The 24,406-nt window shown below is 56.1% G+C and carries 21 protein-coding genes and 1 riboswitch; of the genes, 11 read left to right on the top strand and 10 right to left on the bottom strand.

The features are described from left to right. Positions 1 to 52 precede the first annotated feature (52 nt). A complete protein-coding gene (gene mlrA / locus VPX56_RS14915; protein WP_131635001.1) occupies positions 53 to 793 on the bottom strand; it encodes an HTH-type transcriptional regulator MlrA in 741 nt (246 codons plus the stop codon). A 217-nt stretch (positions 794 to 1,010) separates the two neighbouring features. Between mlrA and VPX56_RS14910 the strand changes: the two genes are divergently transcribed. The 3 genes from VPX56_RS14910 to VPX56_RS14900 are packed head-to-tail and all read left to right on the top strand — an operon-like array spanning position 1,011 to position 3,927. Next, the gene (locus VPX56_RS14910) at positions 1,011 to 2,696 is read left to right on the top strand and encodes a sensor histidine kinase (protein ID WP_326467341.1); all 1,686 of its coding nucleotides are present in this window, start codon (positions 1,011 to 1,013) and stop codon (positions 2,694 to 2,696) included. Continuing rightward, positions 2,690 to 3,409 (top strand): two-component system response regulator BtsR, encoded by a 720-nt coding sequence (btsR, locus tag VPX56_RS14905; RefSeq protein ID WP_131635003.1) that lies wholly within the window; start codon positions 2,690 to 2,692, stop codon positions 3,407 to 3,409. Before VPX56_RS14910 ends, btsR begins: the two co-directional genes overlap by 7 nt. Positions 3,410 to 3,456: 47 nt before the next feature. Beyond that, positions 3,457 to 3,927: a YehS family protein gene (locus tag VPX56_RS14900; RefSeq protein ID WP_006176388.1), complete on the top strand. Its 471-nt coding sequence runs from the start codon at positions 3,457 to 3,459 to the stop codon at positions 3,925 to 3,927. Positions 3,928 to 4,034: 107 nt separating this feature from the next. On the opposite strand, the gene metG is transcribed toward VPX56_RS14900, so the two are convergent. Beyond that, complete coding sequence (metG, locus tag VPX56_RS14895; RefSeq protein WP_326467337.1) at positions 4,035 to 6,068, bottom strand: methionine--tRNA ligase; 2,034 nt, start codon at positions 6,066 to 6,068, stop codon at positions 4,035 to 4,037. Between the two features lie 137 nt (positions 6,069 to 6,205). On the opposite strand from metG, the gene apbC reads away from it, so the two are divergent. Next, positions 6,206 to 7,315 carry an iron-sulfur cluster carrier protein ApbC gene (gene apbC / locus VPX56_RS14890; protein ID WP_326467335.1) on the top strand — a complete coding sequence of 370 codons (1,110 nt, stop codon included), beginning with the start codon at positions 6,206 to 6,208 and terminating at the stop codon, positions 7,313 to 7,315. A gap of 97 nt (positions 7,316 to 7,412) precedes the next feature. Here apbC and VPX56_RS14885 read toward each other — a convergent pair whose 3' ends face one another. Next, entirely contained in the window at positions 7,413 to 7,898 is a 486-nt protein-coding gene (locus VPX56_RS14885; protein ID WP_326472077.1) for a GNAT family N-acetyltransferase, read from the bottom strand. Continuing rightward, positions 7,843 to 8,175, bottom strand: coding sequence for an RcnB family protein (locus VPX56_RS14880; protein WP_131635006.1), 333 nt, complete (start codon positions 8,173 to 8,175; stop codon positions 7,843 to 7,845). The genes VPX56_RS14885 and VPX56_RS14880 overlap by 56 nt, the downstream gene beginning before the upstream one ends. Positions 8,176 to 8,641: 466 nt before the next feature. On the opposite strand from VPX56_RS14880, the gene VPX56_RS14875 reads away from it, so the two are divergent. From VPX56_RS14875 to VPX56_RS14865, 3 genes are read left to right on the top strand one after another with little or no spacing between them, the layout of a single operon-like run. Then, complete coding sequence (locus VPX56_RS14875; protein WP_326467332.1) at positions 8,642 to 9,781, top strand: polysaccharide export protein; 1,140 nt, start codon at positions 8,642 to 8,644, stop codon at positions 9,779 to 9,781. After that, entirely contained in the window at positions 9,781 to 10,230 is a 450-nt protein-coding gene (locus VPX56_RS14870) for an arsenate reductase/protein-tyrosine-phosphatase family protein (protein ID WP_131635008.1), read from the top strand. Before VPX56_RS14875 ends, VPX56_RS14870 begins: the two co-directional genes overlap by 1 nt. Then, positions 10,230 to 12,425 (top strand): polysaccharide biosynthesis tyrosine autokinase, encoded by a 2,196-nt coding sequence (locus VPX56_RS14865; protein ID WP_263609901.1) that lies wholly within the window; start codon positions 10,230 to 10,232, stop codon positions 12,423 to 12,425. The genes VPX56_RS14870 and VPX56_RS14865 overlap by 1 nt, the downstream gene beginning before the upstream one ends. Here VPX56_RS14865 and VPX56_RS14860 read toward each other — a convergent pair. Beyond that, complete coding sequence (locus tag VPX56_RS14860) at positions 12,422 to 13,765, bottom strand: NCS2 family permease (RefSeq protein ID WP_326467328.1); 1,344 nt, start codon at positions 13,763 to 13,765, stop codon at positions 12,422 to 12,424. The two genes, VPX56_RS14865 and VPX56_RS14860, sit on opposite strands and share 4 nt — an antisense overlap. Before the next feature lie 20 nt (positions 13,766 to 13,785). Further along, positions 13,786 to 15,564 (bottom strand): adenine deaminase, encoded by a 1,779-nt coding sequence (locus VPX56_RS14855; protein WP_326467326.1) that lies wholly within the window; start codon positions 15,562 to 15,564, stop codon positions 13,786 to 13,788. 122 nt (positions 15,565 to 15,686) lie between these two features. Between VPX56_RS14855 and VPX56_RS14850 the strand changes: the two genes are divergently transcribed. Both VPX56_RS14850 and VPX56_RS14845 read left to right on the top strand, forming a co-directional pair. Further along, complete coding sequence (locus tag VPX56_RS14850; RefSeq protein ID WP_326467324.1) at positions 15,687 to 16,607, top strand: LysR family transcriptional regulator; 921 nt, start codon at positions 15,687 to 15,689, stop codon at positions 16,605 to 16,607. 70 nt (positions 16,608 to 16,677) lie between these two features. Continuing rightward, the gene (locus VPX56_RS14845; RefSeq protein ID WP_263609905.1) at positions 16,678 to 17,193 is read left to right on the top strand and encodes a protein disulfide oxidoreductase; all 516 of its coding nucleotides are present in this window, start codon (positions 16,678 to 16,680) and stop codon (positions 17,191 to 17,193) included. Positions 17,194 to 17,229: 36 nt separating this feature from the next. Here the strand turns inward: VPX56_RS14845 and VPX56_RS14840 are convergent, their stop codons facing one another. From VPX56_RS14840 to VPX56_RS14825, 4 genes are all read right to left on the bottom strand, one after another. Then, entirely contained in the window at positions 17,230 to 18,696 is a 1,467-nt protein-coding gene (locus VPX56_RS14840) for a pyridoxal phosphate-dependent decarboxylase family protein (RefSeq protein ID WP_326467320.1), read from the bottom strand. 18 nt (positions 18,697 to 18,714) lie between these two features. Next, positions 18,715 to 20,091 carry a diaminobutyrate--2-oxoglutarate transaminase gene (locus VPX56_RS14835; RefSeq protein WP_131635015.1) on the bottom strand — a complete coding sequence of 459 codons (1,377 nt, stop codon included), beginning with the start codon at positions 20,089 to 20,091 and terminating at the stop codon, positions 18,715 to 18,717. A gap of 313 nt (positions 20,092 to 20,404) precedes the next feature. After that, a complete protein-coding gene (locus VPX56_RS14830) occupies positions 20,405 to 20,842 on the bottom strand; it encodes a hypothetical protein (RefSeq protein WP_326467316.1) in 438 nt (145 codons plus the stop codon). Positions 20,843 to 21,029: 187 nt separating this feature from the next. Beyond that, the gene (locus tag VPX56_RS14825) at positions 21,030 to 22,076 is read right to left on the bottom strand and encodes a YadA C-terminal domain-containing protein (RefSeq protein WP_326467314.1); all 1,047 of its coding nucleotides are present in this window, start codon (positions 22,074 to 22,076) and stop codon (positions 21,030 to 21,032) included. 602 nt (positions 22,077 to 22,678) lie between these two features. Further along, positions 22,679 to 22,776, top strand: a riboswitch (TPP riboswitch). Between the two features lie 35 nt (positions 22,777 to 22,811). Here VPX56_RS14825 and thiM point away from each other — a divergent pair. Further along, positions 22,812 to 23,582 (top strand): hydroxyethylthiazole kinase, encoded by a 771-nt coding sequence (gene thiM, locus VPX56_RS14820; protein ID WP_326467312.1) that lies wholly within the window; start codon positions 22,812 to 22,814, stop codon positions 23,580 to 23,582. Further along, on the top strand, positions 23,579 to 24,379 hold the full coding sequence (gene thiD / locus VPX56_RS14815) for a bifunctional hydroxymethylpyrimidine kinase/phosphomethylpyrimidine kinase (RefSeq protein WP_263609911.1): 801 nt from the start codon (positions 23,579 to 23,581) through the stop codon (positions 24,377 to 24,379). The genes thiM and thiD overlap by 4 nt, the downstream gene beginning before the upstream one ends. Positions 24,380 to 24,406 lie beyond the last annotated feature (27 nt).

The following is a 24,406-nucleotide window of genomic DNA, read 5'->3' as shown; positions in this document are numbered from 1 at the left end:
AACGGAACAATTATACGGTGAAGCGCAGCTGTTAATGAACCATTAAATGCCGTTACAGCTCATTTGGCCCAAGCGGGTAAACGGGGTAGCCGTGCTCGCGCCATTCGGTCAGGAGCTGCTGCTGCGAGGCCGTGGGCACTTCCCCACACCAGACCAGCAGGGTCTGGCCGTCAAAAAATTCAGGGCGGAGCTGAGCCAGCGAATGGGCGAGGACGTCAACGCGCCAGCCCTGCTGGGTGGCGATCCAGGCTTCCAGCCAGAGGCGGGTGGTGTCGTGAACGTTCCAGCCGACAACCAGCGCGTCTTTTCCGCTTTTACTTCTCGCCGAGGCAAGACAGACGGCAATGTAATTGATCAGTACGCCATCCAGCATGCTGAGCAGCGCCTGCAGAGTGGACTGCTGGCACTGTAAGCGTCGACGCAGCGGAATAAAAAGGTTTGTGATGAGGGTTTGCGCGGGGTGGTCGCGCCCTTGCTCTTTTATCCACGCGCGCAGCCGCTGCAGATTACCTGCCTGAAGGAGCCGCAGCAGCGTTTCCTGCTGTTCGCGCCAGAGGCGCAGCGTGTCGGGATCGTCCTGGCTGAGCAGCGACTTTACTTTACCGACCTGTACGCCGTTGTCGATCCAGCTTTTGATCTCGCGGATTCGATCGATATCCGCATCATTAAAAAGACGATGCCCGCCGTCGGTTCTCTGCGGTTTGAGTAATCCGTATCGTCGCTGCCACGCCCGTAGCGTAACGGGATTGATATCACAAAGGAGTGCCACTTCGCCTATCGTGTAAAGCGCCATATTCGCCCCCTGGCTTACGCGTCCCCAGCTTAACTGTAGACCCAGTTTGTCGAACCAGGAAGAAATGGTTGTTTTTTGCACAAATAATGCGAAGCACGGATGACGTCCGGCAAAAGGTGTGATGGCGGACACGATTTACAGCTTTTTTGGACAGCTTCAAAGAAAGTTAACCGTCATCAGTGTATGTTACGCGTTTTTAGAATGTGCGGTTGTTAGTATGTACGAGTTTAATCTGGTGCTGTTGCTGCTTCAGCAGATGTGCGTGTTCCTTGTCATCGCCTGGTTGATGAGTAAAACGCGCCTGTTCATCCCGCTGATGCAGGTCACCGTCCGCTTGCCGCACAAGCTGCTCTGCTACGTTACCTTCTCTATTTTTTGCATCATGGGGACCTACTTTGGCCTCCATATTGAAGACTCTATTGCCAATACGCGCGCCATCGGCGCGGTGATGGGCGGGCTGCTGGGCGGTCCCGTCGTCGGCGGCCTTGTCGGGTTAACCGGGGGTCTGCATCGCTATTCGATGGGCGGCATGACGGCGCTGAGCTGTATGATCTCCACCATCGTTGAAGGGCTGCTCGGCGGGCTGGTCCATAGCTATATGGTCAAGCGCGGTCGCCCGGATAAGGTCTTTAGCCCGCTGACCGCCGGGGCCATTACCTTCGTGGCGGAAATGGCGCAGATGGCGATTATCCTGCTGATTGCCCGCCCGTTTGAAGATGCGCTGCACCTTGTCAGCAGCATTGCCGCGCCGATGATGGTGACCAACACGGTGGGCGCGGCGCTGTTCATGCGTATTCTGCTCGACAAGCGCGCCATGTTTGAGAAGTACACCTCCGCATTTTCCGCTACGGCCCTGAAGGTCGCGGCTTCGACCGAGGGCATTCTGCGCCAGGGATTTAACGAAGAGAACAGCATGAAGGTGGCGCAGGTGCTCTATAAGGAGCTGGATATCGGCGCCGTCGCCATAACCGACCGCGAGCGGCTGCTGGCCTTTACCGGTACGGGGGACGATCACCATCTGCCGGGTAAACCGATCTCCTCAGCCTACACGCTGCGCGCCATTGAAACCGGTGAGGTGGTGTATGCCGACGGTAACGAAGTACCTTACCGCTGTTCGCTGCATCCACAGTGTAAGCTCGGCTCCACGCTGGTCATTCCCCTGCGCGGTGAAAACCAGCGGGTGATGGGAACGATCAAGCTCTACGAAGCGAAAAACCGCCTGTTCAGCTCGATCAACCGCACGCTGGGGGAGGGGATTGCCCAGCTGCTGTCCGCGCAAATCCTCGCCGGGCAGTATGAGCGCCAGAAAGCGCTGCTGACGCAGTCTGAGATCAAACTCCTGCACGCCCAGGTGAATCCGCATTTCCTGTTTAACGCGCTCAATACGCTGAAGGCGGTGATCCGCCGCGACAGCGATCAGGCCGCGCAGCTGGTGCAGTTTCTGTCGACCTTTTTCCGCAAGAACCTCAAGCGCCCGTCGGAGATTGTTACCCTGGCGGACGAAATTGAGCACGTGAACGCCTATCTGCAAATTGAGCAGGCGCGCTTTCAGTCGCGGCTGCAGGTGTCGCTCTCCATCCCGGATGAACTGGCGTACCAGCATCTTCCGGCCTTTACCCTGCAGCCTATCGTGGAAAACGCCATCAAGCACGGCACCTCGCAGCTGCTGGGGACAGGGGAGATCGCGATTTCCGCCAGCCGCTTTAACCATCACCTGGTGCTGGATATAGAAGACAATGCCGGGCTTTACGTTGCTTCCGCGTCGGGCGGATTAGGCATGAGCCTGGTGGATAAGCGCCTGCGCGCGCACTTTGGCGATGGGTGTGGTATTACCGTCGCCTGTGAGCCAGAGCGCTTTACCCGTATTACCTTACGACTGCCGCTGGAGGAAAACGCATGCTGAGAGTGCTGATTGTGGATGATGAGCCGTTAGCACGGGAAAACCTGCGCGTGCTGCTGCAGGAGCAGAGTGATATTGAGGTGGTGGGCGAGTGTGCAAACGCCATTGAAGCGATTGGCGCGGTGCATAAGCTGCGCCCGGACGTGCTTTTTCTGGATATCCAGATGCCGCGCATCAGCGGCCTGGAGATGGTCGGGATGCTTGACCCGGAACATCGCCCCTATATCGTGTTTTTGACGGCGTTTGATGAATACGCCGTGAAGGCGTTTGAAGAGCACGCGTTTGACTATCTGCTAAAGCCGATCGAAGAAAAACGTCTCGAAAAGACGCTGACGCGTTTACGCCAGGAGCGCACCGTCCAGGACGTTACGCTGCTGCCGGAAAACCAGCAGCCGCTGAAGTTTATTCCCTGCACCGGGCACAGCCGCATTTATCTCCTGCAGATGGATGACGTGGCCTTCGTCAGCAGCCGTCTGAGCGGGGTGTACGTCACCAGCGCGGAAGGAAACGAAGGGTTTACCGAGCTGACCCTGCGCACGCTGGAGAGCCGAACGCCGCTGATCCGCTGCCACCGCCAGTATCTGGTGAACATGGCGCACCTGAAGGAGATCCGCCTGGAGGATAACGGCCAGGCCGAGCTGGTGCTGCGCGCCGGGCAAACGGTGCCCGTCAGCCGTCGCTATCTGAAGAGTTTGAAAGAGGCGATTGGCCTGTAAAACTGGTACACTGCGCCGCATTGCAACATCGACAGTTAAAGGCACTCATGATTAGTAATGACATTCTTCGTAGCCTGCGCTACACCCTGAAAGCAAACAACAACGACATGGTGCGCATTCTTGCGCTGTCCGATATGGAAGCCACGTCGGCAGGTTTCGATACCTGGATGACCAAAGAAGATGAAGAGGGGTTTGTTCGCTGCCCGGACATTATTCTGTCTGGCTTCCTGAATGGTCTTATCTACGACAAGCGTGGCAAAGATGAGTCCGCGCCCGAGCTGGCGCTGGAGCGTCGCGTGAACAACAACACGGTGCTGAAAAAGCTGCGTATCGCCTTCTCGCTGAAAACGGACGATATTGTGGCGATCATGACGGAGCAAAAATACCGCGTATCCGTGCCGGAAGTGACCGCCATGATGCGCGCGCCGGATCATAAAAACTACCGCGAGTGCGGCGACCAGTTTCTGCGTAATTTCCTGCGCGGGCTGACTCACCGGGTGCATCATCCGAAGGCGTGATTGCGGAATGGGTGCGGCCTGATGCCCTCACCCCAACCCTCTCCCACGGGGAGAGGGAGAAAACAAAATGCCATAAAAAAAGCCGGAGATTAACTCCGGCTTTTTTGTTATTTCACCTGCTGGCCCGGCTTCGCGCCTTCGTCAGGGCTTAACAGGAAGATATCTTTTCCGCCAGGACCTGCGGCCATGACCATCCCCTCGGAGATGCCGAAGCGCATTTTGCGCGGCGCAAGGTTTGCCACCATCACGGTCTGGCGACCGATCAACACCTGCGGGTCCGGATACGCTGAACGAATGCCGGAGAAGACGTTGCGCTTCTCGCCGCCCAGATCCAGCGTCAGGCGCAGCAGCTTGTCAGAACCTTCCACGAACTCCGCGTTTTCAATCAGCGCCACGCGCAGGTCGATTTTGGCGAAATCATCAAAGGTGATGGTTTCCTGAATCGGATCGTCCGCCAGCGGGCCGGTGACCGGTGTAGCAGCCGCCTTCACTTCTTCTTTGGATGCTTCTACCAGAGCTTCAACCTGCTTCATCTCGATGCGGTTATACAGCGCCTTGAAGGTGTTCACCTTGTGGCCGAGCAGCGGCTGCGCCATTGCATCCCAGGTCAGTTCAGCGTTCAGGAACGCTTCAGCGCGGGCTGCCAGCTGCGGCAGAACCGGCTTCAGGTAGGTCATCAGCACGCGGAACAGGTTAATGCCCATGGAGCAGATGGCCTGCAGATCGGCATCGCGGCCTTCCTGCTTGGCGACAACCCACGGCGCCTGCTCGTCCACATAGCGGTTTGCCAGGTCAGCCAGCGCCATGATTTCACGCACCGCTTTACCGAACTCGCGCGCTTCCCACGCTTCGCCAATGGTGGCCGCCGCGTCGGTGAAGGTTTGGTACAGGGCAGGATCGGCCAGCTCAGCGGCCATCACGCCGTCGAAACGCTTGGCAATAAAGCCCGCGTTGCGGGACGCCAGGTTCACCACCTTGTTGACGATGTCCGCGTTCACGCGCTGCACGAAATCTTCCAGGTTCAGGTCGATATCGTCGATGCGGGAAGAGAGCTTCGCGGTGTAATAGTAGCGCAGGCTGTCCGCATCGAAGTGGTTCAGCCAGGTGCTGGCTTTGATGAACGTTCCGCGAGATTTGGACATCTTCGCGCCGTTCACCGTCACGTAGCCATGTACGAACAGGTTGGTTGGCTTGCGGAAGTTGCTGCCTTCCAGCATCGCCGGCCAGAACAGGCTGTGGAAGTAAACGATGTCTTTACCGATGAAGTGATACAGCTCGGCGTCGGAATCTTTCTTCCAGTATTCGTCGAAGCTGGTGGTGTCGCCGCGCTTATCGCACAGGTTCTTAAAGGAGCCCATGTAGCCGATTGGCGCATCCAGCCAGACGTAGAAATATTTGCCCGGCGCGTTCGGGATCTCAAAGCCGAAGTATGGCGCATCGCGGGAAATATCCCACTGCTGCAGGCCAGATTCGAACCACTCCTGCATTTTATTCGCCACCTGCTCCTGCAGCGCGCCGCTGCGGGTCCACGCCTGCAGCATTTCGCTGAAGGACGGCAGGTCGAAGAAGAAGTGCTCGGAGTCACGCATTACAGGCGTGGCGCCGGATACCACGGATTTCGGCTCGATAAGCTCGGTCGGGCTGTAGGTCGCGCCGCACACTTCGCAGTTATCGCCGTACTGGTCCGGGGATTTACACTTCGGACAGGTGCCCTTGACGAAACGGTCCGGCAGGAACATGCCTTTTTCCGGATCGTACAGCTGAGAGATGGTGCGGTTTTTGATAAAACCGTTCTCTTTCAGACGGCCGTAGATCAGCTCCGACAGCTCGCGGTTTTCGTCGCTGTGGGTGGAGTGATAGTTGTCATAGCTGATGTCAAAGCCAGCAAAATCAGTCTGATGCTCCTGACTCATTTCGGCAATCATCTGCTCCGGGGAAATCCCCAGCTGCTGCGCTTTCAGCATGATCGGCGTGCCGTGGGCATCGTCCGCACAGATGAAGTTAACCTCGTGGCCGCGCATTCGCTGGTAACGGACCCAGACATCAGCCTGGATATGCTCCAGCATGTGGCCGAGGTGGATTGAGCCGTTGGCGTACGGCAGTGCGCACGTTACCAGAATTTTTTTCGCGACTTGAGTCATAGTAGGCATTACTTCTTTTAACTGTGAAAAGGGTTTTTGATATTACCAAAAGGGGCATTATTAAGTAAGCACAAACCACGGCCTTTCAGGTAAACTTGTTCATCTAAGGTCTTATTCACAAGAACAAAGGAGTCGGGATGAGTTCTCAATCCCAGGCCAAATCACCGGAAGCCTTACGAGCAATGGTCGCCGGGACGCTGGCTAATTTTCAGCATCCAACCCTGAAGCACAATCTCACGACGCTGAAAGCGCTTCACCACGTCGCCTGGCTGGACGACACGCTGCACGTTGAACTGCAGATGCCGTTCGTCTGGACCCGCGCTTTCGACGCGCTGAAAGAGCAAACCAGCTCTGAGCTGCTGCGCATTACTGGCGCAAAAGCCATCGACTGGAAGCTGAGCCACAGCATCGCCACGCTGAAGCGGGTGAAAAACCAGCCTGGCGTGAACGGCGTGAAAAACATCATCGCCGTCAGCTCGGGCAAGGGCGGGGTGGGTAAATCCTCCACGGCGGTAAACCTGGCGCTGGCGCTGGCAGCGGAAGGGGCAAAAGTCGGTATTCTGGATGCGGACATTTATGGCCCGTCCATTCCAAACATGCTGGGGGCGGAAAACCAGCGCCCAACCTCGCCGGACGGCACCCACATGGCGCCCATTATGGCGCACGGGCTGGCGACTAACTCCATCGGTTATCTGGTAACCGACGATAACGCGATGGTCTGGCGCGGGCCGATGGCCAGCAAGGCGCTGATGCAGATGCTGCAGGAAACCATGTGGCCGGATCTCGATTATCTGGTGCTGGACATGCCGCCGGGCACCGGTGACATTCAACTGACGCTGGCGCAGAATATTCCCGTGACGGGCGCTGTCGTCGTCACCACGCCGCAGGATATCGCGCTGATCGACGCCAAAAAGGGCATCGTGATGTTCGAGAAGGTGGAAGTGCCTGTGCTGGGTATCGTCGAGAACATGAGCATGCACATCTGCAGCAACTGTGGACACCATGAGCCTATCTTTGGCACCGGCGGTGCGGAAAAGCTGGCCGCGCAGTATCACACCCAGCTGCTGGGCCAGATGCCGCTGCACATCACGCTGCGTGAAGATCTGGACAGCGGTAAGCCAACGGTGGTGAGCCGTCCGGACAGCGAATTTGCGGATATGTATCGCCAGCTGGCAGGGCGCGTTGCGGCGCAGCTCTACTGGCAGGGTGAGGTCATTCCGAGCGAGATTGCGTTCCGCGCGGTGTAACGTCTCTGCGCGATAGTGCCGGGTGGCGGCTTCGCCTTACCCGGCCTACAAATGGCACCATCACGTAGGTCGGGTAAGGCGAAGCCGCCACCCGACTTTAATCCAACCGATAGTGCATCAGATAGTACTCTCCGTCCGGAGAAACCCCTGTTGCCTCAATGTGCCAGCCGTTACGCTGGTAAAACGCAACCGCCCGCTCATTCTTCACCAGGCATTTCAACGCACCGGTGCTGGTAAATGTCTTTTGCACCTGCTCCAGCAATCGCTTACCCACGCCCTGGCTCTGATACTGCGGATCGACAAACAGATTGTGCAGAAAATTATCGTTCGTCCAGACGGAGGCGAAGCCAAGCCGATGCCCGTCCTGAACCGCCACCCAAATCTGTTCGTCACGGGTTACCGCGTCGAAGTCCTCTAGCTGCCATTCGGCATCGTTCATCCAGGGCCAGGCAGCACGACGGGCATGCAGATAAAGCGTGCGCAGGAAAGGACGATCGCTCTCCTGCCACGGACGGATCAGGATCGCATCAGCGGTGATAGAAGATATCTCCGTTGTAGGCTTTGTAGATTTTGCCGTCAGTATCACCAATCAGAACGTAGTTTTCGCCCATATAGGTCCAGTGGGTACCGGCATCAGGCGCCGGTAGATTACGCAGCTGATACTGTTTGATGGTGTACTCAGGCGTTTGGTACTGCGCCGGAGCCGTGTCACCAATCTTGAACTTTGTGAAATCGGCAATGAACTCTTGTTCTTCATAGGCCTTGATGCCAGAAGGTGCGGACGCCGTTTGCGGAGCAGCATAAGCCGCACTCGCCAGAGACATGACGACACCCAGAAGCAGCCATTTACGCTTAGCCATTTTTTCTCCAGTTATACCGTTACTGATACTCTCAGCCTGCTGTTTCGTTGACAGCATGACAGCCCATTTTAAGTGCCACAGCAGAGTATGTTCGAAAAAAAATGTAACAAAACTGGACGGCTTTGTGTAGTGCGAAAGGTTAATGCTATTTTTTACGTGAATGCATTATCGTGGGAATAATTCATTTGAACTATGGCTTTGCTGGATTAATTCTGAAAATACATTATTAATATAAGTTTGGACTCAGTATGGCGTGCATTTTATTGGACGAGGATTTACTATTTTTAATAGTGAATCCTTTTAATTCATTGCGGGCCAACGTGAGGTGGCGCATGTTTTACTTCATCGTTGCGTAACATTATTTTTTTTATGATGAATTGAAAGCTAAGTAGTTCTAGGGACTGGTGAACGCGGGCTTGATGTACTGTACGCGTTTCCCGCGAGCATGGATAATAAATTTATATAAATGAAAAACACAACGGCAATTTCTGTAATATTCTTATCAATAAGTCAGTTAACCGGGTGCGTAATTTCTCCCGGGCAAACGCTTAATACCTCAGGGAAACAAATAATTGTTTCTGCGGATCAAAATAATAACCTGGATAACCAGGTAGATATTTATCCACTCACCCCCGCGCTTATCGAAAAACTGCGCCCTGCGGCCGCTAAATCTCAGGCAAATCCTAATCTGGATGAGCAGGTGAAAAACTGGGAATACCGCATTGGGACCGGTGACATCCTGACGGTCACCGTCTGGGATCACCCTGAGCTTACGACGCCCGCCGGGCAGTACCGTAGCGCAAGCGATGCGGGCAACTGGGTCAATGCCGATGGTACGCTCTTCTATCCCTACGTGGGCAAACTGCACGTCGCGGGAAAAACGGTTTCCCAGGTACGCGAGGAGATCACCGCTCGACTGGATAACGTCATTGAAAGCCCGCAGGTGGACGTCAGCGTGGCCTCGTTCCGGTCGCAAAAAGCCTATGTGACCGGAGAGGTGGCGAAGTCAGGACAGCAGGCCATCACCAATATTCCCTTGACGGTAATGGATGCCGTCAATGCCGCCGGTGGGCTTTCTGCCGACGCCGACTGGCGCAACGTGGTGCTCACCCACAACGGTCAGGATTCTCGTATTTCACTGTATGCCCTGATGCAGCAAGGCGATCTCACTCAAAATAAGCTGCTCTATCCTGGCGATATCCTGTTTGTTCCTCGCAACGACGCGCTGAAAGTGTTCGTGATGGGGGAGGTTATCAAGCAGAGCACGCTGAAGATGGACCGTAGCGGCATGACCCTCGCCGAAGCGCTGGGGAATGCCGGGGGGCTGAATCAGAATATGGCGGATGCTACGGGGATTTTTGTTATCCGTTCGGTACGCAAATCCGGGATTACCGGGAAAATCGCCAATATTTATCAGCTCAATGCGCAGGACGCCTCGGCAATGGTGCTGGGCACGGAATTCCAGCTTGAGCCGTACGATATTGTGTATGTCACCACGGCGCCGCTGTCGCGCTGGAATCGCGTCATCACGCAGCTGGTGCCGACAATCTCGGGCGTGCACGACCTGACCGAAACCGTGCGTTACATCCGATCGTGGCCGCAATAATGTTCAATTCAATATTAGTGGTGTGCACCGGTAATATTTGCCGCTCCCCGATTGGCGAGCGGCTGTTACGCCAGCAGCTGCCCGGTAAGCTGGTCACCTCGGCGGGTATCCACGGACTTGAGGGGCGCCCGGCGGATGAAGGCGCACTGAACGTTGCCTGGCGCCACGGTCTTTCGCTTGATGGCCACGTTGCCCGCAAGCTGACTCGCAGCCAGATGGTTAAATCTGACCTCATCCTGGCGATGGAGCCCCAGCATCTTCACTTCATTGCTGCTGTCGCGCCTGAGCTGCGGGGAAGATCGCTGTTGTTCGGACACTGGCTGGAACAGCAGGACATTCCCGATCCGTATCGGAAAAGCAGTGAAGCCTTTGAGTACGTTTTCGAACTGTTGGGCAAAGCCAGTCAGGAATGGGCGCGTCGCCTGGGTCAAAAAGGAATTCAGCATTAATGCCGTCATACTCATCAGACAATTATGGTGCTGCCGCACCTCAAAAGAATGAAATCGATCTCATTCAGCTCCTGGCTGAAATGTACGATCACCGTACAAAAATAGTGTTGATCACGCTTCTGTTCACGTTGTGTGCTGCGCTGTATGCCTTCACGACCACGCCGATTTATCAGGCTGATGCCCTTGTGCAAATAGAAGGTAAGCAGGACAACACGCTGCTTAAAAATTTAAGCCAGCTGGGCTCCGATCTTTCGCCCGATGTGGCGCCCGAACTTTTGCTGCTTAAATCGCGCATGATCCTGGGGGAGACGGTCGATAAGCTGGGTTTACAGTATCAGGTTGAACGGCGCGTTTTCCCTGTGTTTGGCCGCCTGTGGGAGCGCGGGCGGGGAGCCCAATCGGACGAAATGACCCTGGGCGAGCTGAGTATTCCGCTGCTGGAAGGCCAGCCGCAAGAGCTTGTGCTCACCGTGCTGGGGCAGGGGAAGTATCGCCTGGAGGGAGACGCCTTCCAGGCCGAGGGCATTGTCGGACAAACTCTGGCAAAGGAGGGCGTTTCTGTTCTGGTTACCTCGCTCACCTCTGAACCGGATACGCAATATGTCCTGAAAGCCTTCACCAGGCTAGAAGCGATCAATGCGCTACAAAAAAGGCTGACGGTGGCGGAATCGGCGAAGCAGAGCGGCATGATAATGTTAACCCTCACGGGGAAAGATCCAGCCAGAATTGCCGTGGTGCTCAACACGATCGCAGACAATTATCTCAACCAGAATATCGCGCGTCAGGAAGCGCAGGACGCCCGTAGCCTCGCTTTCTTACAGCACCAGCTGCCGAAAATCAGCAACGAGCTGAACGAGGCTGAAGCGCGACTCAATGCCTATCGCGAGAAGCGAGATTCTGTCGACCTATCCCTGGAGGCGAAGTCGGTTCTTGACCAGGTCGTCAACGTGGAGAATCAGCTTAACGAACTGACGTTCCGCGAAGCCGAGATCTCTCAGCTCTTCAAAAAGGACCATCCGACCTACCGGGCCTTACGGGAAAAACGGCAAACGCTTGAGCAGCAGCGCACGCGCCTCAACAATCGCGTGTCGTCGATGCCCTCTACGCAGCAGGAAATTCTGCGCCTGAGTCGGGATGTGGAGTCCGGGCGCACCATTTACCTGCAGCTGTTAACCCGCCAGCAGGAGCTGAATATTTCTCGCTCAAGCGCGATCGGGAACGTGCGGATTATCGATACTGCGGTGACGCAGCCTAAGCCAATCCAGCCGAGAAAAGCGGTTATTATTATCATGGGGATGCTGTTCGGGCTGATGCTCGCTGTGGGATGGGTGCTGGTTCGCGCAGCGCTGAAGCGGGGTGTTACCGCAACGGAACAGCTCGAGGCGTGCGGGATGACGGTTCTGGCGACCTTGCCGCGATCGGAATGGCTCTGGAAACAAACCCATCTGCGCAGAATGAATCCGTTCGCGTCTTACTGGCAGCATAAAACGGCGAACGTGCCTTTTCTGCCCGTGGACAGGCCTGCTGATATGTTTGTTGAAGCGGTACGGGGGCTGCGCACCAGTTTGCACTTTACCATGATGGATGCTGCGAATCGGATGGTGATGATTTCCAGCCCGACGCCGGATTGCGGTAAAACGCTGGTCAGTACCTCGCTGGCGGTGGTTGCCGCACAGGCCGGACTGCGGGTGCTGTTTATCGATGCGGATATGCGGATGGGGTATGTGCATAACGTCTTTAAGCTGAACAACCACCGTGGGCTGTCCAACGTGCTGCAGGGAGACGGTCAGTGGCAGGATACCGTTCAGCGTTTCGAGAAGGGGGGCATTGACGTTATAACCTGCGGTCCACAGCCTGCGCATCCATCAGAACTCCTCATAGGGGAGCGCTTTCAGAGCATCATGGCGAGTATGAACGAACGCTACGACATTGTGATTATCGACACGCCGCCGGTCCTTGCCGTCACGGATGCGTCGTTGGTTGCCAGAATGGCGGCAACAACCCTGCTGGTAGCCCGTTTTGATAAAACCAGCGTGAAAGAGATCGTGAATGGCAGCAAGCGGCTTCAGCAAATGGGAGGCAAGGTGAGCGGTACGATCCTCAATGATATTGTGAAATCTGCCGCGCTTTACTACACCTCGGGGTATAGCCAGTATAGCTACGGGTATACCCCGAAGAAGACGCGCAAAGGTTAGTGCCTGACCAGCGTCGCAAAGTAGTACACCAGTGGAATGGCGAGGACCCAAAGACCTGCAGGGATTTCTCGCCATTTTCCGGCAATCGCCTTAATGACGATGTAAAACAGCAGTCCTCCGGCAATGCCCGTGCCGAAGCTGTTTGAAATGAGCGTTATCATTACCATCATCAGCACCGGCAGCCCGTCGGTGAAATTCGCCAAATCAACCTTACGTAAGCCGCTGAACATATTCAGCCCAATCAGGATCAGGGCTGGGGCCGTGGCTTCCTTCGGGATCATCAGCGCTACGGGCGTAAACAGCAGCATCAGCAGGAACATCACGGCGGCGGCCAGCGCGGTCATACCGGTTTTGCCGCCGGCCTCAGCCGCTGCCGATGATTCAATCAGCGCCGTGGCGGCAGGAATACCCACCCAGGGGCCAATCGCGGCGGCAATCGAGTCCACCATAAACGGACGATTAATGTGTGGCATATTGCCTTCCTCATCCAGCAAACCCGCCTCGCCGCCAACCGCCAGGGTTGTTCCCATGGTGGAGAAAAACTCGGAGGCAAAAAAGACAAACAGGAACGGCAGGAAGGCAATGTTGAGTGCGCCCAGCATATCGACGTGGCCCAGTACCGGCGCCAGTGAGTGAGGCACATCGATAAAGCTGGCGGGTAATTTTGTCACCCCAAGCGGGATGCCGATGAGGGTGGCAAACAGAATTGCCCATAAAATCGCCCCCGGAATACGGCGAGCCTGCAGCGCGATGGCTAAAAACAGGCCGGCCAGCGCCACCAGCGCGCCTGGCGACAGAAAATCACCCAGCATTAACGCGTTCGTTTTCGCATTCGCCAGCACCAGCCCGGCGTTGCGGAAGCCGAGAACGGCGACAAACAGCCCGATGGAGGCGGTGAGCCCCAGCTTGATGGATTGTGGGACGGAGCGGGTGACCACTTCACGCAGGCCAAAGCGGGTCAGCAGGAAGAATAAGATCCCTGACCAGCAGGCTATGCCCAGACCAATTTGCCAGCCAATGCCTTCACTGCCTGCGAGGGTAACGCCTACCAGCACCGAACCGCCGATGCCTGGCCCGACGATAAAGGGCAGGTTAGCGTAAAATGCCATCAGCAGCGTACCGGCGACAAACACCAGAATGGTGCCGGTGGTTGCCGCCCCTTTATCCATGCCGCCGACGGCCAGCAGCCCCGGGATCACGACCAGTAAATAGGCGGCAGCGAGAAATCCGGAGATCCCTGCCAGGCACTCGGTACGTACGGTGCTTCCACGGGTGTGCAGTGCAAAACGACGTTCAAGCCAGCTCCCTGGTGCTGGCGAATTCACGGTGTTGTCGGCCATTATCCGGCTCTCCTTCAGTCTTATTGTGTTGTGTCCGGGGTTTCCCGGTAAGAGATCAGCGGATCGACAATCTGGCGCGTGCTGCCGTCGGTCAGTCCAAGATCGGTCAAATGCGGCCCGGCGTTACAGGCCAGGCAGGTTCCTTCGATGGCCTTAAACACCCGGTACGGCGGCTCCCAGTCGGCAATCAGGCTGCTGCGGTCGCGCAGCTCGCGGAACTGCGCTGCCAGCTCAGACGGCGGCAGCTCGGAGAGCATACCCGCAATCGGCATGGCGACGTGGGCGATAATCCTGCCGTTTTGCACCAGCGCCATTCCACCACCGCTTTGGATCAGGGCGTTGGCGGCTAGCGCCATCTCATCAGGATCGCGTCCCAGCACCACCAGATTGTGCGAGTCGTGAGAGTAGCTGGTCGCAATGGCACCGCGCAGTTCTCCCCACCCTTCCAGCAGCGCAATTTGCGGTTTCGCCGCATGGCGCGCGTGGCGATGCTGCACCCAAATGAAGCTAAATCCTTCCGGTATCTCTACCTGCCCGTTGCGCACCCGCACGTCGGTTTCTCCCCAGCGGGTAAAGCGAGCGCCGCTAATATGGCGCAGGCGGGCAACGCCGTGGTTCGCGTTGGCGATAAGCATACGGAAATCATTCGCGGCCAGTTCAGACAGCTGCACGGTATCACGCGGGAGCGGCAACGGCTTTTCCACGATCGGTTCTAACATTGCCCCATCCCGGGCAATCAATTTTCCTGCCACGTAGACCTGGCGTGCGGTGAGCTTTTCCAGCGAGTCAAACACCACCAGATCCGCGCGCCGCCCGGCGGCGATCAGCCCGAGATCGTTGCGCTGCAGGCGAATGGCGGCATTCAGCGTGGCAAAGCGCAGCGCGTCCGTTGCCGGCAGGCCGTGCTCAATAAGCAGGTTCAACAGCGCGATGATGCCGCCTTTTTCCATCAGCATATCTGGCGGGACATCGTCGGTGCAGACCGTAATTTGTGAGGAGAGGTGCGGTAAGGTTTTCAGGGCGCTAACGATATCGGGCAGCAGATAAGGGTGCGATCCGCGGATTTCCAGCGTCAGCCCGGCGCGCAGTTTTTCCAGGGCGTCATCGGCAGAGGTCAGTTCGTGATCCGAGGTCACGCCCGCGGCCAGATAAGCCTGTAAATCGGCGCCGCTAAGCCCGCGAGCGTGGCCCTCAATCAGCTTGCCGCTGTTCAGTCCCGCGTCGAGGATCTCCAGCATACGCTGGCTGCCGTTGAGCACGCCGTGCATGTCCATCACTTCTGCCACGCCGCGCACTTCAGGCCAGCCGAGCAGGGTATTCATCTCTTCCCCGGCGAAATCCGCCCCGGACATTTCCAGGCCGGGGGTCGACGGCACGCTTGAGGGCGCGGCAACCATCACCTGCAGAGGCAGGTCCCGGCTGGCGTCAATGGCAAAACGCACGCCCTCGATGCCCAAAACGTTCGCCAGCTCGTGCGGATCCCAGAATACCGCCGTGGTGCCCTGGGCCAGCACAATCTCCGCATAGCGGGCGGGCAGCAGATGCGAACTTTCAAGGTGAACGTGCGTATCCATCAGCCCCGGGGAGAGGAACCGGTTGTTCAGATCCTGCGTCTCGGCCGCATCGGTACGGCTGCCGCGCGGGTGGACGCTGGCGATAAGCGAGCCAACGATGCCGACGTCCGCGTCGCGGATCTCACCGGTTGCCATATCGACGATGCGGGTATGCGTCAGCAGCAGATCAAAAGGCGTTTCGCCTCGCGCAGCCTGTACGGCGCGGCGTCGGGTTTCAGCAGTCATGCAATTAACCGTTCCAGAAATCAAATATTGACGTTACTCTAAGCACCCGGCAAACGTTTGCCCAGCTGATAAAACTTATCGGCCGATAACTCCGGCTTATTCTGTAACGCGTGAAAGAGAAAATGACGACGGAACCCTGGCAGCGCCTGCCCGCGCTCTCCCTTCGACAGCTGCAGTATTTTGTCACTCTGGCGCAGCTGCGCCATTTTACCGATACCGCCAGCAGGCTGGCGATCAGCCAGCCCGCGCTCAGCAGCGCGCTGCGGCAAATCGAAACGGTGCTGGGCGGCAAGCTGGTAAATCGTACCGCCTCTGCGGTGACGCTAACGGAATTGGGTAACGCCATTCTGCCGCACGCGCAGCGGGTGCTCAGCGTCGCCCAGCTCGCCTTTGAGGATATGCAGCAAATCGTTCAGGCGGGCGGCGACGGCACGGTGCGTATCGGATTAATCCCTTCCGTAAGTTCGCTACTGTTTCCCCTGCTGCCCCAGACGCTCGCGCAGGCTTTCCCGCGGCTGAAGGTGGAGTTTCACGATCAAACGAATGATGCGCTGGTGGCACAGCTGCTGAAAGGTCAAATCGACTTTGGCATTGGCGCGCTGGACAGCTCGGTTCCGGAACAGCTGGATGTGTTCCCGCTGCAGGAGGACCCTTTCGTTGCGGTGGTACACCGTGACGATCCTGCGGCCACGTCAGCACATTTGCCCTGGAAGCAGCTGGTGGGGCGCGATATTGCCGTGTTCTCAAAAGGCAATATTCAGCGCCTGGTCGGCGCGCTCGCTGAAAGCCATCGTTTGTCATTGCAGGCGCGTTATCAGGTCGACTACATCGAAACCTTGTACGGGCTGGTGCGCTCAAAGCTGGCCGTGGCGATATTACCGCAGCTTTATACCACGCATCTTCAGGACCCGCAGCTCAAGGTGGTGCAGCTACAGCAGCCGGCGCTGGCGCGAACGGTGGCGCTCATGCGCGCGCCGCAGACGCTTCCTCCCCTCATTGAATCCTGCTTTACGCTGATGGTCGAGACCTTGCGCGCCCGCTAGGGCGACACTTCTTTACAGCGCCGCCGTCCGTTGCTCGCTAAGATGACCTTCGTTAATTCATGAGGTCACGATGGAAAACCGTACATGCAGCAAGCTGCGCCGCTGGGCGCGGGAAGGGATTATTTTTATTCTGCTGGCGCTGGCCGTAATGTGGGGCGTAGATCGGTACCGTCAGCCGACGCTGCCCGACAACTTCAGTGCGATGCCGATGCAAAGTATCGACGGGACAACCTACGATTTGACGGCGCTCAGCCAGGAGCGGCCGCTGCTGATTTACGTCTGGGCGACCTGGTGCAGCATCTGCCGTTTTACGACCCCGTCGGTGGATAAGCTGGCAGGCGAGGGCGGGAATGTCGTCAGCATCGCGATGCGTTCGGGCGACGATGCAAAGCTGGAACGCTGGCGTGAAAAGAAACAGCTGACAATGCCGATCGTGAATGACGTCAATGGCGCGCTATCGCAACAGTGGCAGGTGAGCGTAACGCCGACGCTGGTGATAGTGTCTAAGGGCAACGTCGTCAGTACGACCACGGGCTGGACAAGCTACTGGGGAATGAAAATGAGAATGTGGTGGGCTGGGGTCTAAAAATATCCCCTCCTCCAGCGGAAGAGGGGATACGCATTACTTCGCCAGAACTTCCTGTGCGGTACGCTCAACCAGAGACAGCAGGACTTTAACATCCTCCAGCGTCACGGTTGGGTTCAGCAGGGTCAGCTTCAGGCAGGTGATGCCGTTATGCTCGGTCACGCCGACGTTGGCGCGGCCGGATTCCAGCAGCGCATCGCCAATCTTCTGGTTCAGCAGGGCGATACCTGCATCATCCATCTGCGCCTGAGGACGGAAGCGGAACAGCACGCTCGCCAGCTGCGGCTGCATGACCAGCTCCAGAGCAGGCTGCTCTTTCACGTAGGCCGCGACCTGCTGCGCCAGCGTCACGCCGTGATCGATGATCGCCGCGTACTGCTCCTGACCCAGCGCTTCCAGGCTCATCCACAGCTTCAGCGCGTCGAAACGACGGGTGGTCTGCAGAGACTTGGACACCAGGTTAGGCACGCCTGCTTCTTCGTCAAACTCAGAGTTCAGGTAGGCCGCCTGGTAGCGCATCAGCTCATAGTGACGCGCTTCTTTCAGCAGGAACGCGCCGCAGCTGATGGTCTGGAAGAACTGCTTGTGGAAGTCCAGGGTAATGGAATCCACCAGATCGATACCGTCCAGGTAGTGACGATACTGCTCGGACATCAGCAGCGCGCCGCCCCAGGCCGCATCAACGTGTACCCAGATGTTCTGCTTGGCCGCCAGTTCAGCAATGGCACGCAGCGGATCGATAGCACCGGCGTCGGTGGTACCTGCCGTCGCGACGATCGCCAGAATCTGCTCGCCGTTCGCGTTGCACTGCTCAATTTTCGCCGCCAGATCGGTCAGATCCATGCGGGAGAATTCGTCAGTTTTCACCTGCACCACGGACTGGTAGCCCAGGCCCATCAGCGCCATGTTTTTCTGCACGGAGAAGTGCGCATTTTCGGAGCACAGCACGCGAATTTTGCGCAGATCGCCCACCAGGCCGTCCTGCTGAACGGAGTGACCCTGACGCGCGAAGAACGCATCGCGCGCCAGCATCAGGCCCATCAGGTTGCTCTGGGTGCCGCCGCTGGTGAAGACACCCGCGTCGCCAGCCTGATAACCCACGCGGGTACGCAGCCATTCGATCAGCTTAATTTCGATGATGGTTGCGGACGGGCTTTGATCCCAGGAGTCCATACTCTGGTTAGTGGCGTTGATCAGCACTTCCGCCGCCTGGCTGACGACCAGGCTTGGGCAGTGCAGGTGCGCCACGCACTGCGGGTGATGAACGGACAGGCTGTCTTTCAGGAAGAACTCCACGGCGCGTTCAATCGCCGCGTCGTTGCCCAGCCCCTTCGGGTTGAAATCCAGCTTAATACGGTCGCGCAGTTCCGCGACCGTTTTGCCCTGGTACATCTCAGGCTGTTTCAGCCACTGCATCACAGCCTGAGTGCTTTGTTCAATCGCCTGCTGGTAAGCGTCAATGCTCTGCGCAGAGGAGAACAAAATTGGGTTTGAATCAGACATCGTAATCAACAACTCCGGTTACGCCGGGCGAACGCCCGCAGCAAGCAGCGCCTGCTCGAATTTATCCAGGAAGATCTTCAGCTCGTCATCGCTAATCAGCAGAGACGGCAGCAGACGCAGAACGATGCCGTTACGGCCGCCGCGCTCCAGAATCAGGCCGTTTTCGAAGCATTTCTTCTGAATCAGCGCAGACAGCTCGCCGTCGCCCGGGAAGCAGCCCATATGGTCAGCCGCTTCGTTTGGCTTAACGATTTCAATACCGATCATCATGCCCAGACCGCGAACGTGGCCGATAACAGGGTAGCGTTTAGCCAGCGCTTTCAGCTGGTCTTTCAGCCATTCGCCCTGTGCAGCCACTTTGCCCGCGATGTTCTGGTCTTTCAGGATTTTCAGGGTCGTCAGACCGGTTGCCATCGCCAGCTGGTTGCCGCGGAAGGTGCCGGTATGGTGGCCCGGTGCCCATGCATCGAACTGCTTTTTGATACCCAGCACGGCCAGCGGCAGGCCGCCACCGACAGCTTTAGACATCACGATGATGTCTGGCTCAATGCCGGCGTGTTCGAAGGCGAAGAATTTACCGGTACGGGCAAAGCCCGCCTGAACTTCGTCGAGGATCAGCAGAATGCCGTGTTCCTGAGTCACTTTACGGATGCGCTGCAGCCACTCAGCGGGAGCCGGGTTCACGCCGCCTTCGCCCTGAACCGCTTCCAGGATCACCGCTGCAGGTTTACGCACGCCGCTTTCAACGTCGTTGATCAGGTTATCGAAATAGTAAGTCAGCGCTTTCACGCCCGCTTCACCACCGATACCCAGCGGGCAGCGGTACTCGTGCGGATAAGGCATGAACTGGACTTCTGGCATCATACCGTCAACCGCTTCTTTCGGAGAAAGGTTGCCGGTGACGGACAGCGCGCCGTGGGTCATGCCGTGGTAACCACCAGAGAAGCTGATGATACCGCTACGACCGGTCACTTTTTTCGCCAGCTTCAGCGCCGCTTCAACGGCGTCAGCACCGGATGGACCGGTGAACTGCAGGCAGTACTCTTTGCCCTGACCAGGCAGCAGAGACAGCAAATATTCGGAAAACGCGTCTTTCAACGGCGTAGTCAGATCCAATGTATGTAACGGCAAGCCGCTGGTAATGACATTTTGGATGCTTTTCAGCACATCAGGATGATTGTGGCCAAGCGCGAGGGTGCCAGCGCCGGCTAAACAGTCAAGGTATTCTTTATTATCTGCATCGGTGATCCACACGCCATCTGCTTTAGTAATCGCTAAAGGCAGCTTGCGCGGATAACTCCTGACGTTAGATTCAAACTCGGCCTGACGGGCCAGATAGGTTTCGTTGCTTTTATGGGCATCTACGGTGTCAATACGGACTTTATCCGTCATCATATCACTCCTACAACCGCGGCTTCGTTATGCGCCACGATTGAATAAAAAGTTAAAAAACAGATGGGGGTGTCTAAAAAACGCCGCCAATATAGAGCCTTTTTAGACGGGGCTCAATGGTTAATTTGTTTACTGTTTTGTTACATAGCGTGCAGGAGGGGAGATATCCCGCTTTTCGGCGATAAAAGTACGCGTTCTGTACAATGAAAACAGGCGCTTACGGTACCTTTTCGCAGACTGTAAAAGTAGACGGAAGAGTGTTACAAATCGTGCCTTTTTCCAGGAGAAAAGGAGGCGAAAAACCTCCTTGCGATCGTTATTTCTGCGTTACCTGCAAAATGCCGTTCTCGCGACCTTTGCTTTTATTCCAGCTTGCATCCGTAATACCCTTTGCATCGAGGCTAATGGATATAACAAACCCGTCACCCCGTATTTCATAGAAGTTAGCATTCAGGCGTTTGACGATCGCTTTTTTGCCATTCACCGTGGCGTTAAAAAAGCCGTTTGAAATCGTGGCATTAACGGTGCCAGAAGAGAAGGACGCTTCACGCATGGGATCGTGGATAGCCGTTGTCTGCTGGTGCCCCGCCGCGTTTTCCGCTTTGGTTTTGTGAATATCACACGAGCCGTCGCCATCGCTAAGCTGGGTACATCCGGAGCGCTCCAGCTGCGCGCGATAGTGAGCGTTAATGGCATGGGCCGGAGCCGCCGCGACGGTGAATAACAGCGCAATCAGGGCTAATTTTGTTTTCATTGCAAAACCTTAATAATGACACAGGTTATAGGAAACGTACATTACGCCAATCCACACCCCGACAGAAATAAGCATCAGGTACAGAACGGCAGAAATAAAAATGTATTTGGACATGCTATGGCTTATTATCATTATTCTCATCTGAGATGAGGGGGTAATATATAAAGCTGATCTCTGAACTTAATCTTCAAAAGCCCATACCTACGCCTACCGACGCGCCCATATTATTCGCGGTGTCATCAGAGAAACTCACTTTTGCGATGACATTTGCATTGAAATTAACGGAGGCACCTACCGCAAGAGCGCTTTCACCATTGTAGGTCGCACCGCCAGCAGAAAACATGACGTGCTGATTGGTCTGTACCTGGGGCAGGTCCGCCATCGCCATTGCTCCTGAAATCCCGGCGTTGGCTTGTTTTCGGTTATTATCCACCTCATCATGCAGCGATTTAAACTGCTGGTTAGAATTGTTATTTATGGCCTGCAACGTTTGCTTCGTTGCCTGCAAATCCTGCGCAGTAGTGGTAATCGTCTGGCTGTTTTTGACAACTTTCGCCTGCGTAACGGTATCAACTTGCATTTTAGTAACGGTGGTCGTCACGCCGTCCTTGCCTTTCAGGCCGTCGCGGCCATTCAGCCCGGCAGCGCCCTGTGCGCCGGTATCGCCTTTATCGCCTTTCGCGCCGTCTTTGCCGTTAATACCGTTGGTGGCTTTGGGGGCTTTTTCCAGGGCGTCAAGGCGGCTATCCTGAACGCCATTGATGCGTTCAACGGTGATAATGGCATTACCGTTAGCCGCAACGCCTGTTAAAGCAGCATCCCCTTTTTTGTTGGCGGTGTCTGCCAGCACTCCGGCCAATTTGGCTTCACGGTCAACGTTTGAAATATCGCCCTTTAAGTTTCCGACATCATTCTGCAGAGTGAGGATATTAGAGCCATTTACCACGTTCTGCTGTAACGCCTGGCCTGCTTTATTGCCAGCCAGAAGTATTGCATCATCACGCAGCAAGTTTTCTTGTTTGATCTTAATAACATCGCCGTCAACGTTGGAAATACGGTCGTAATTACCTTGAGTTTGATCGCCGAATTGTTTATTAATCTGCGTTTGCGTCCAGCCTAATGAATCCTGAACGTCATCGGTACTTATAACGGCCGCCCTCGCCACATCGAATGAACCCACTAACACAACGCTTACAACAACAATTGAAACTGCAGATTTATTAAAAGCTTTCATTTGAAGAACTCACATCATTAAGGTATTAAAAAATTAATAAAATAGTTTGGGTTTCATTAAGCAGAAAGTTATGTCAGTGTCTGCTAATCGCTGCACATTCTTTTTTAGTAACGGGAATAAACTATCAATTAAAGCCAAAGTAATGATTTTGATCTAAATCATAAATGATCTGAATATACTAAGTGGTCGGGGTTGGTGCCGGGAGAATTTATTTAATGTATACATTAGGTTATTTTTGGCATGACCAGTGAAGGCCGAATGTTAAGCTATTGATGGGAATAATGTTGTTTGCCTTAATAATTTAGAGTGATTTTCTTTTTGGGTTTCGTACGAAAGAATATTTCGCATCTAATAAAACATATGACAAATCAAAAAAATATAAATATAACAAAGCCTGGAATAATAGTTTTGTAATGAGCAAATAACTATAAAAAAACACAATTAACGTAATCTCAATGTAAGCAGGATAATGAGTGAAAAACGCATAAGGATTTTCTGCCTGATAAACCCGGTGATACCTCGAAACACCTTGCACCTTGCCTACGGCCCCGGTTAAACTAGGTATTGATAGGTTAATTGATTTTAACTAATTGTTTTATAAGTAATTTGACTCGGGGTGCCCTTCTTCGTTGAAGGCTGAGAAATACCCGTATTACCTGATCTGGATAATGCCAGCGTAGGGAAGTCAGATGCCTTCCCGGTCATCGCTTCTTTCCGCACGGCAGGAGCGAAACCATGCAGCCTGACCTGCTCGATCTACACGTTTTACATCAGTTCCGTACCCATTCTCCGCTTACCCACTGTATGACTAACGACGTCGTTCAGGCCTTTACGGCCAACGTTCTGCTCGCGCTGGGCGCCTCTCCGGCGATGGTGATCGAAGCCGAAGAGGCTGAACAGTTTGCGGCGCTAGCCGATGCGCTGCTCATCAACGTCGGCACGCTGACCGCGCCGCGCGCCCAGTCGATGCGTCGTGCAATTGAAAGCGCGGTGGACGCGGGCAAACCCTGGACGCTCGACCCGGTCGCCGTAGGCGCGCTGGCGTTCCGCACCCGTTTCTGCCATCAAATCCTCACCCTCAAACCTGCAGCCATTCGCGGCAATGCGTCGGAAATTCTCGCCCTTGCCGGAATGAGCGCGGGCGGTCGCGGGGTCGATACGACCGATACCGCCTCCACGGCGCTCCCCGCAGCACAGGCGCTGGCGCGCCAGATCAATACCATCGTGGTCGTGACGGGAGAAGTGGATTACGTCACTGACGGACAGAGGATACGCACCGTTACGGGTGGCGATCCGCTAATGACCCGCGTCGTCGGCACAGGCTGCGCGCTCTCGGCAGTCGTGGCAGCCAGCTGTTCACTGCCCGGCGACCGGCTGGATAACATCGCTGCCGCCTGCGGATGGATGAAGCGTGCCGGAACGGTCGCCGTGGCGCAGTCACGCGGTCCCGGCAGCTTCGCCAGCGCGTTTCTCGACGCACTTTATACGCTGGAGGAGCAGGCATGAAGCGAATCAACGCACTCACCATTGCCGGCACCGACCCAAGCGGCGGCGCAGGCATCCAGGCTGACCTGAAAACCTTCTCCGCGCTTGGCGCATACGGCTGTTCCGTGATTACCGCGCTGGTGGCGCAAAATACGCGCGGCGTGCAGTCGGTCTACCGTATCGAACCGGATTTTGTCGCCGCGCAGCTGGATTCGGTGTTTAGCGACGTGCGCATTGATACCACCAAAATCGGCATGCTGGCCGAGACGGATATCGTCGACGCGGTGGCCGAGCGTCTTAAACGCTATCAGGTGCAAAACGTGGTGCTCGATACCGTGATGCTGGCAAAAAGCGGTGACCCGCTGCTCTCCGCCTCTGCCGTTGAGACGCTGCGCAAAAAGCTGTTGCCGCAGGTGGCGCTGATTACGCCAAACCTGCCGGAAGCCGCGGCGCTGCTGGACGCTGCGCACGCGCAAACGGAACGTGAAATGAAAGAGCAGGGGCGGGCGCTGCTGGCGATGGGCTGCGGCGCGGTGCTGATGAAGGGCGGGCATCTTGACGACGCCGAAAGCCCGGATTGGCTCTTCACCCGCGAAGGTGAAACGCGCTTTACCGCCCCGCGCGTGCAGACCAAAAACACACACGGCACGGGCTGCACGCTCTCTGCCGCGCTGGCGGCGCTGCGACCGCGGCACAGCGGCTGGGCAGATACGGTGCAGGAAGCCAAGATTTGGCTCTCGGCGGCGCTGGCAAAAGCCGATACTCTGGAGGTCGGTCACGGTATTGGACCGGTTCACCATTTTCATGCATGGTGGTAACTCAGTATAATGGCTGTAAACACCACG

Source organism: Enterobacter wuhouensis, assembly GCF_035835995.1.
Lineage (GTDB): Bacteria > Pseudomonadota > Gammaproteobacteria > Enterobacterales > Enterobacteriaceae > Enterobacter > Enterobacter wuhouensis.
The sequence above is the reverse complement of the archived record's forward strand: the minus strand, read 5'-3'. Positions and strand labels throughout refer to the sequence as shown.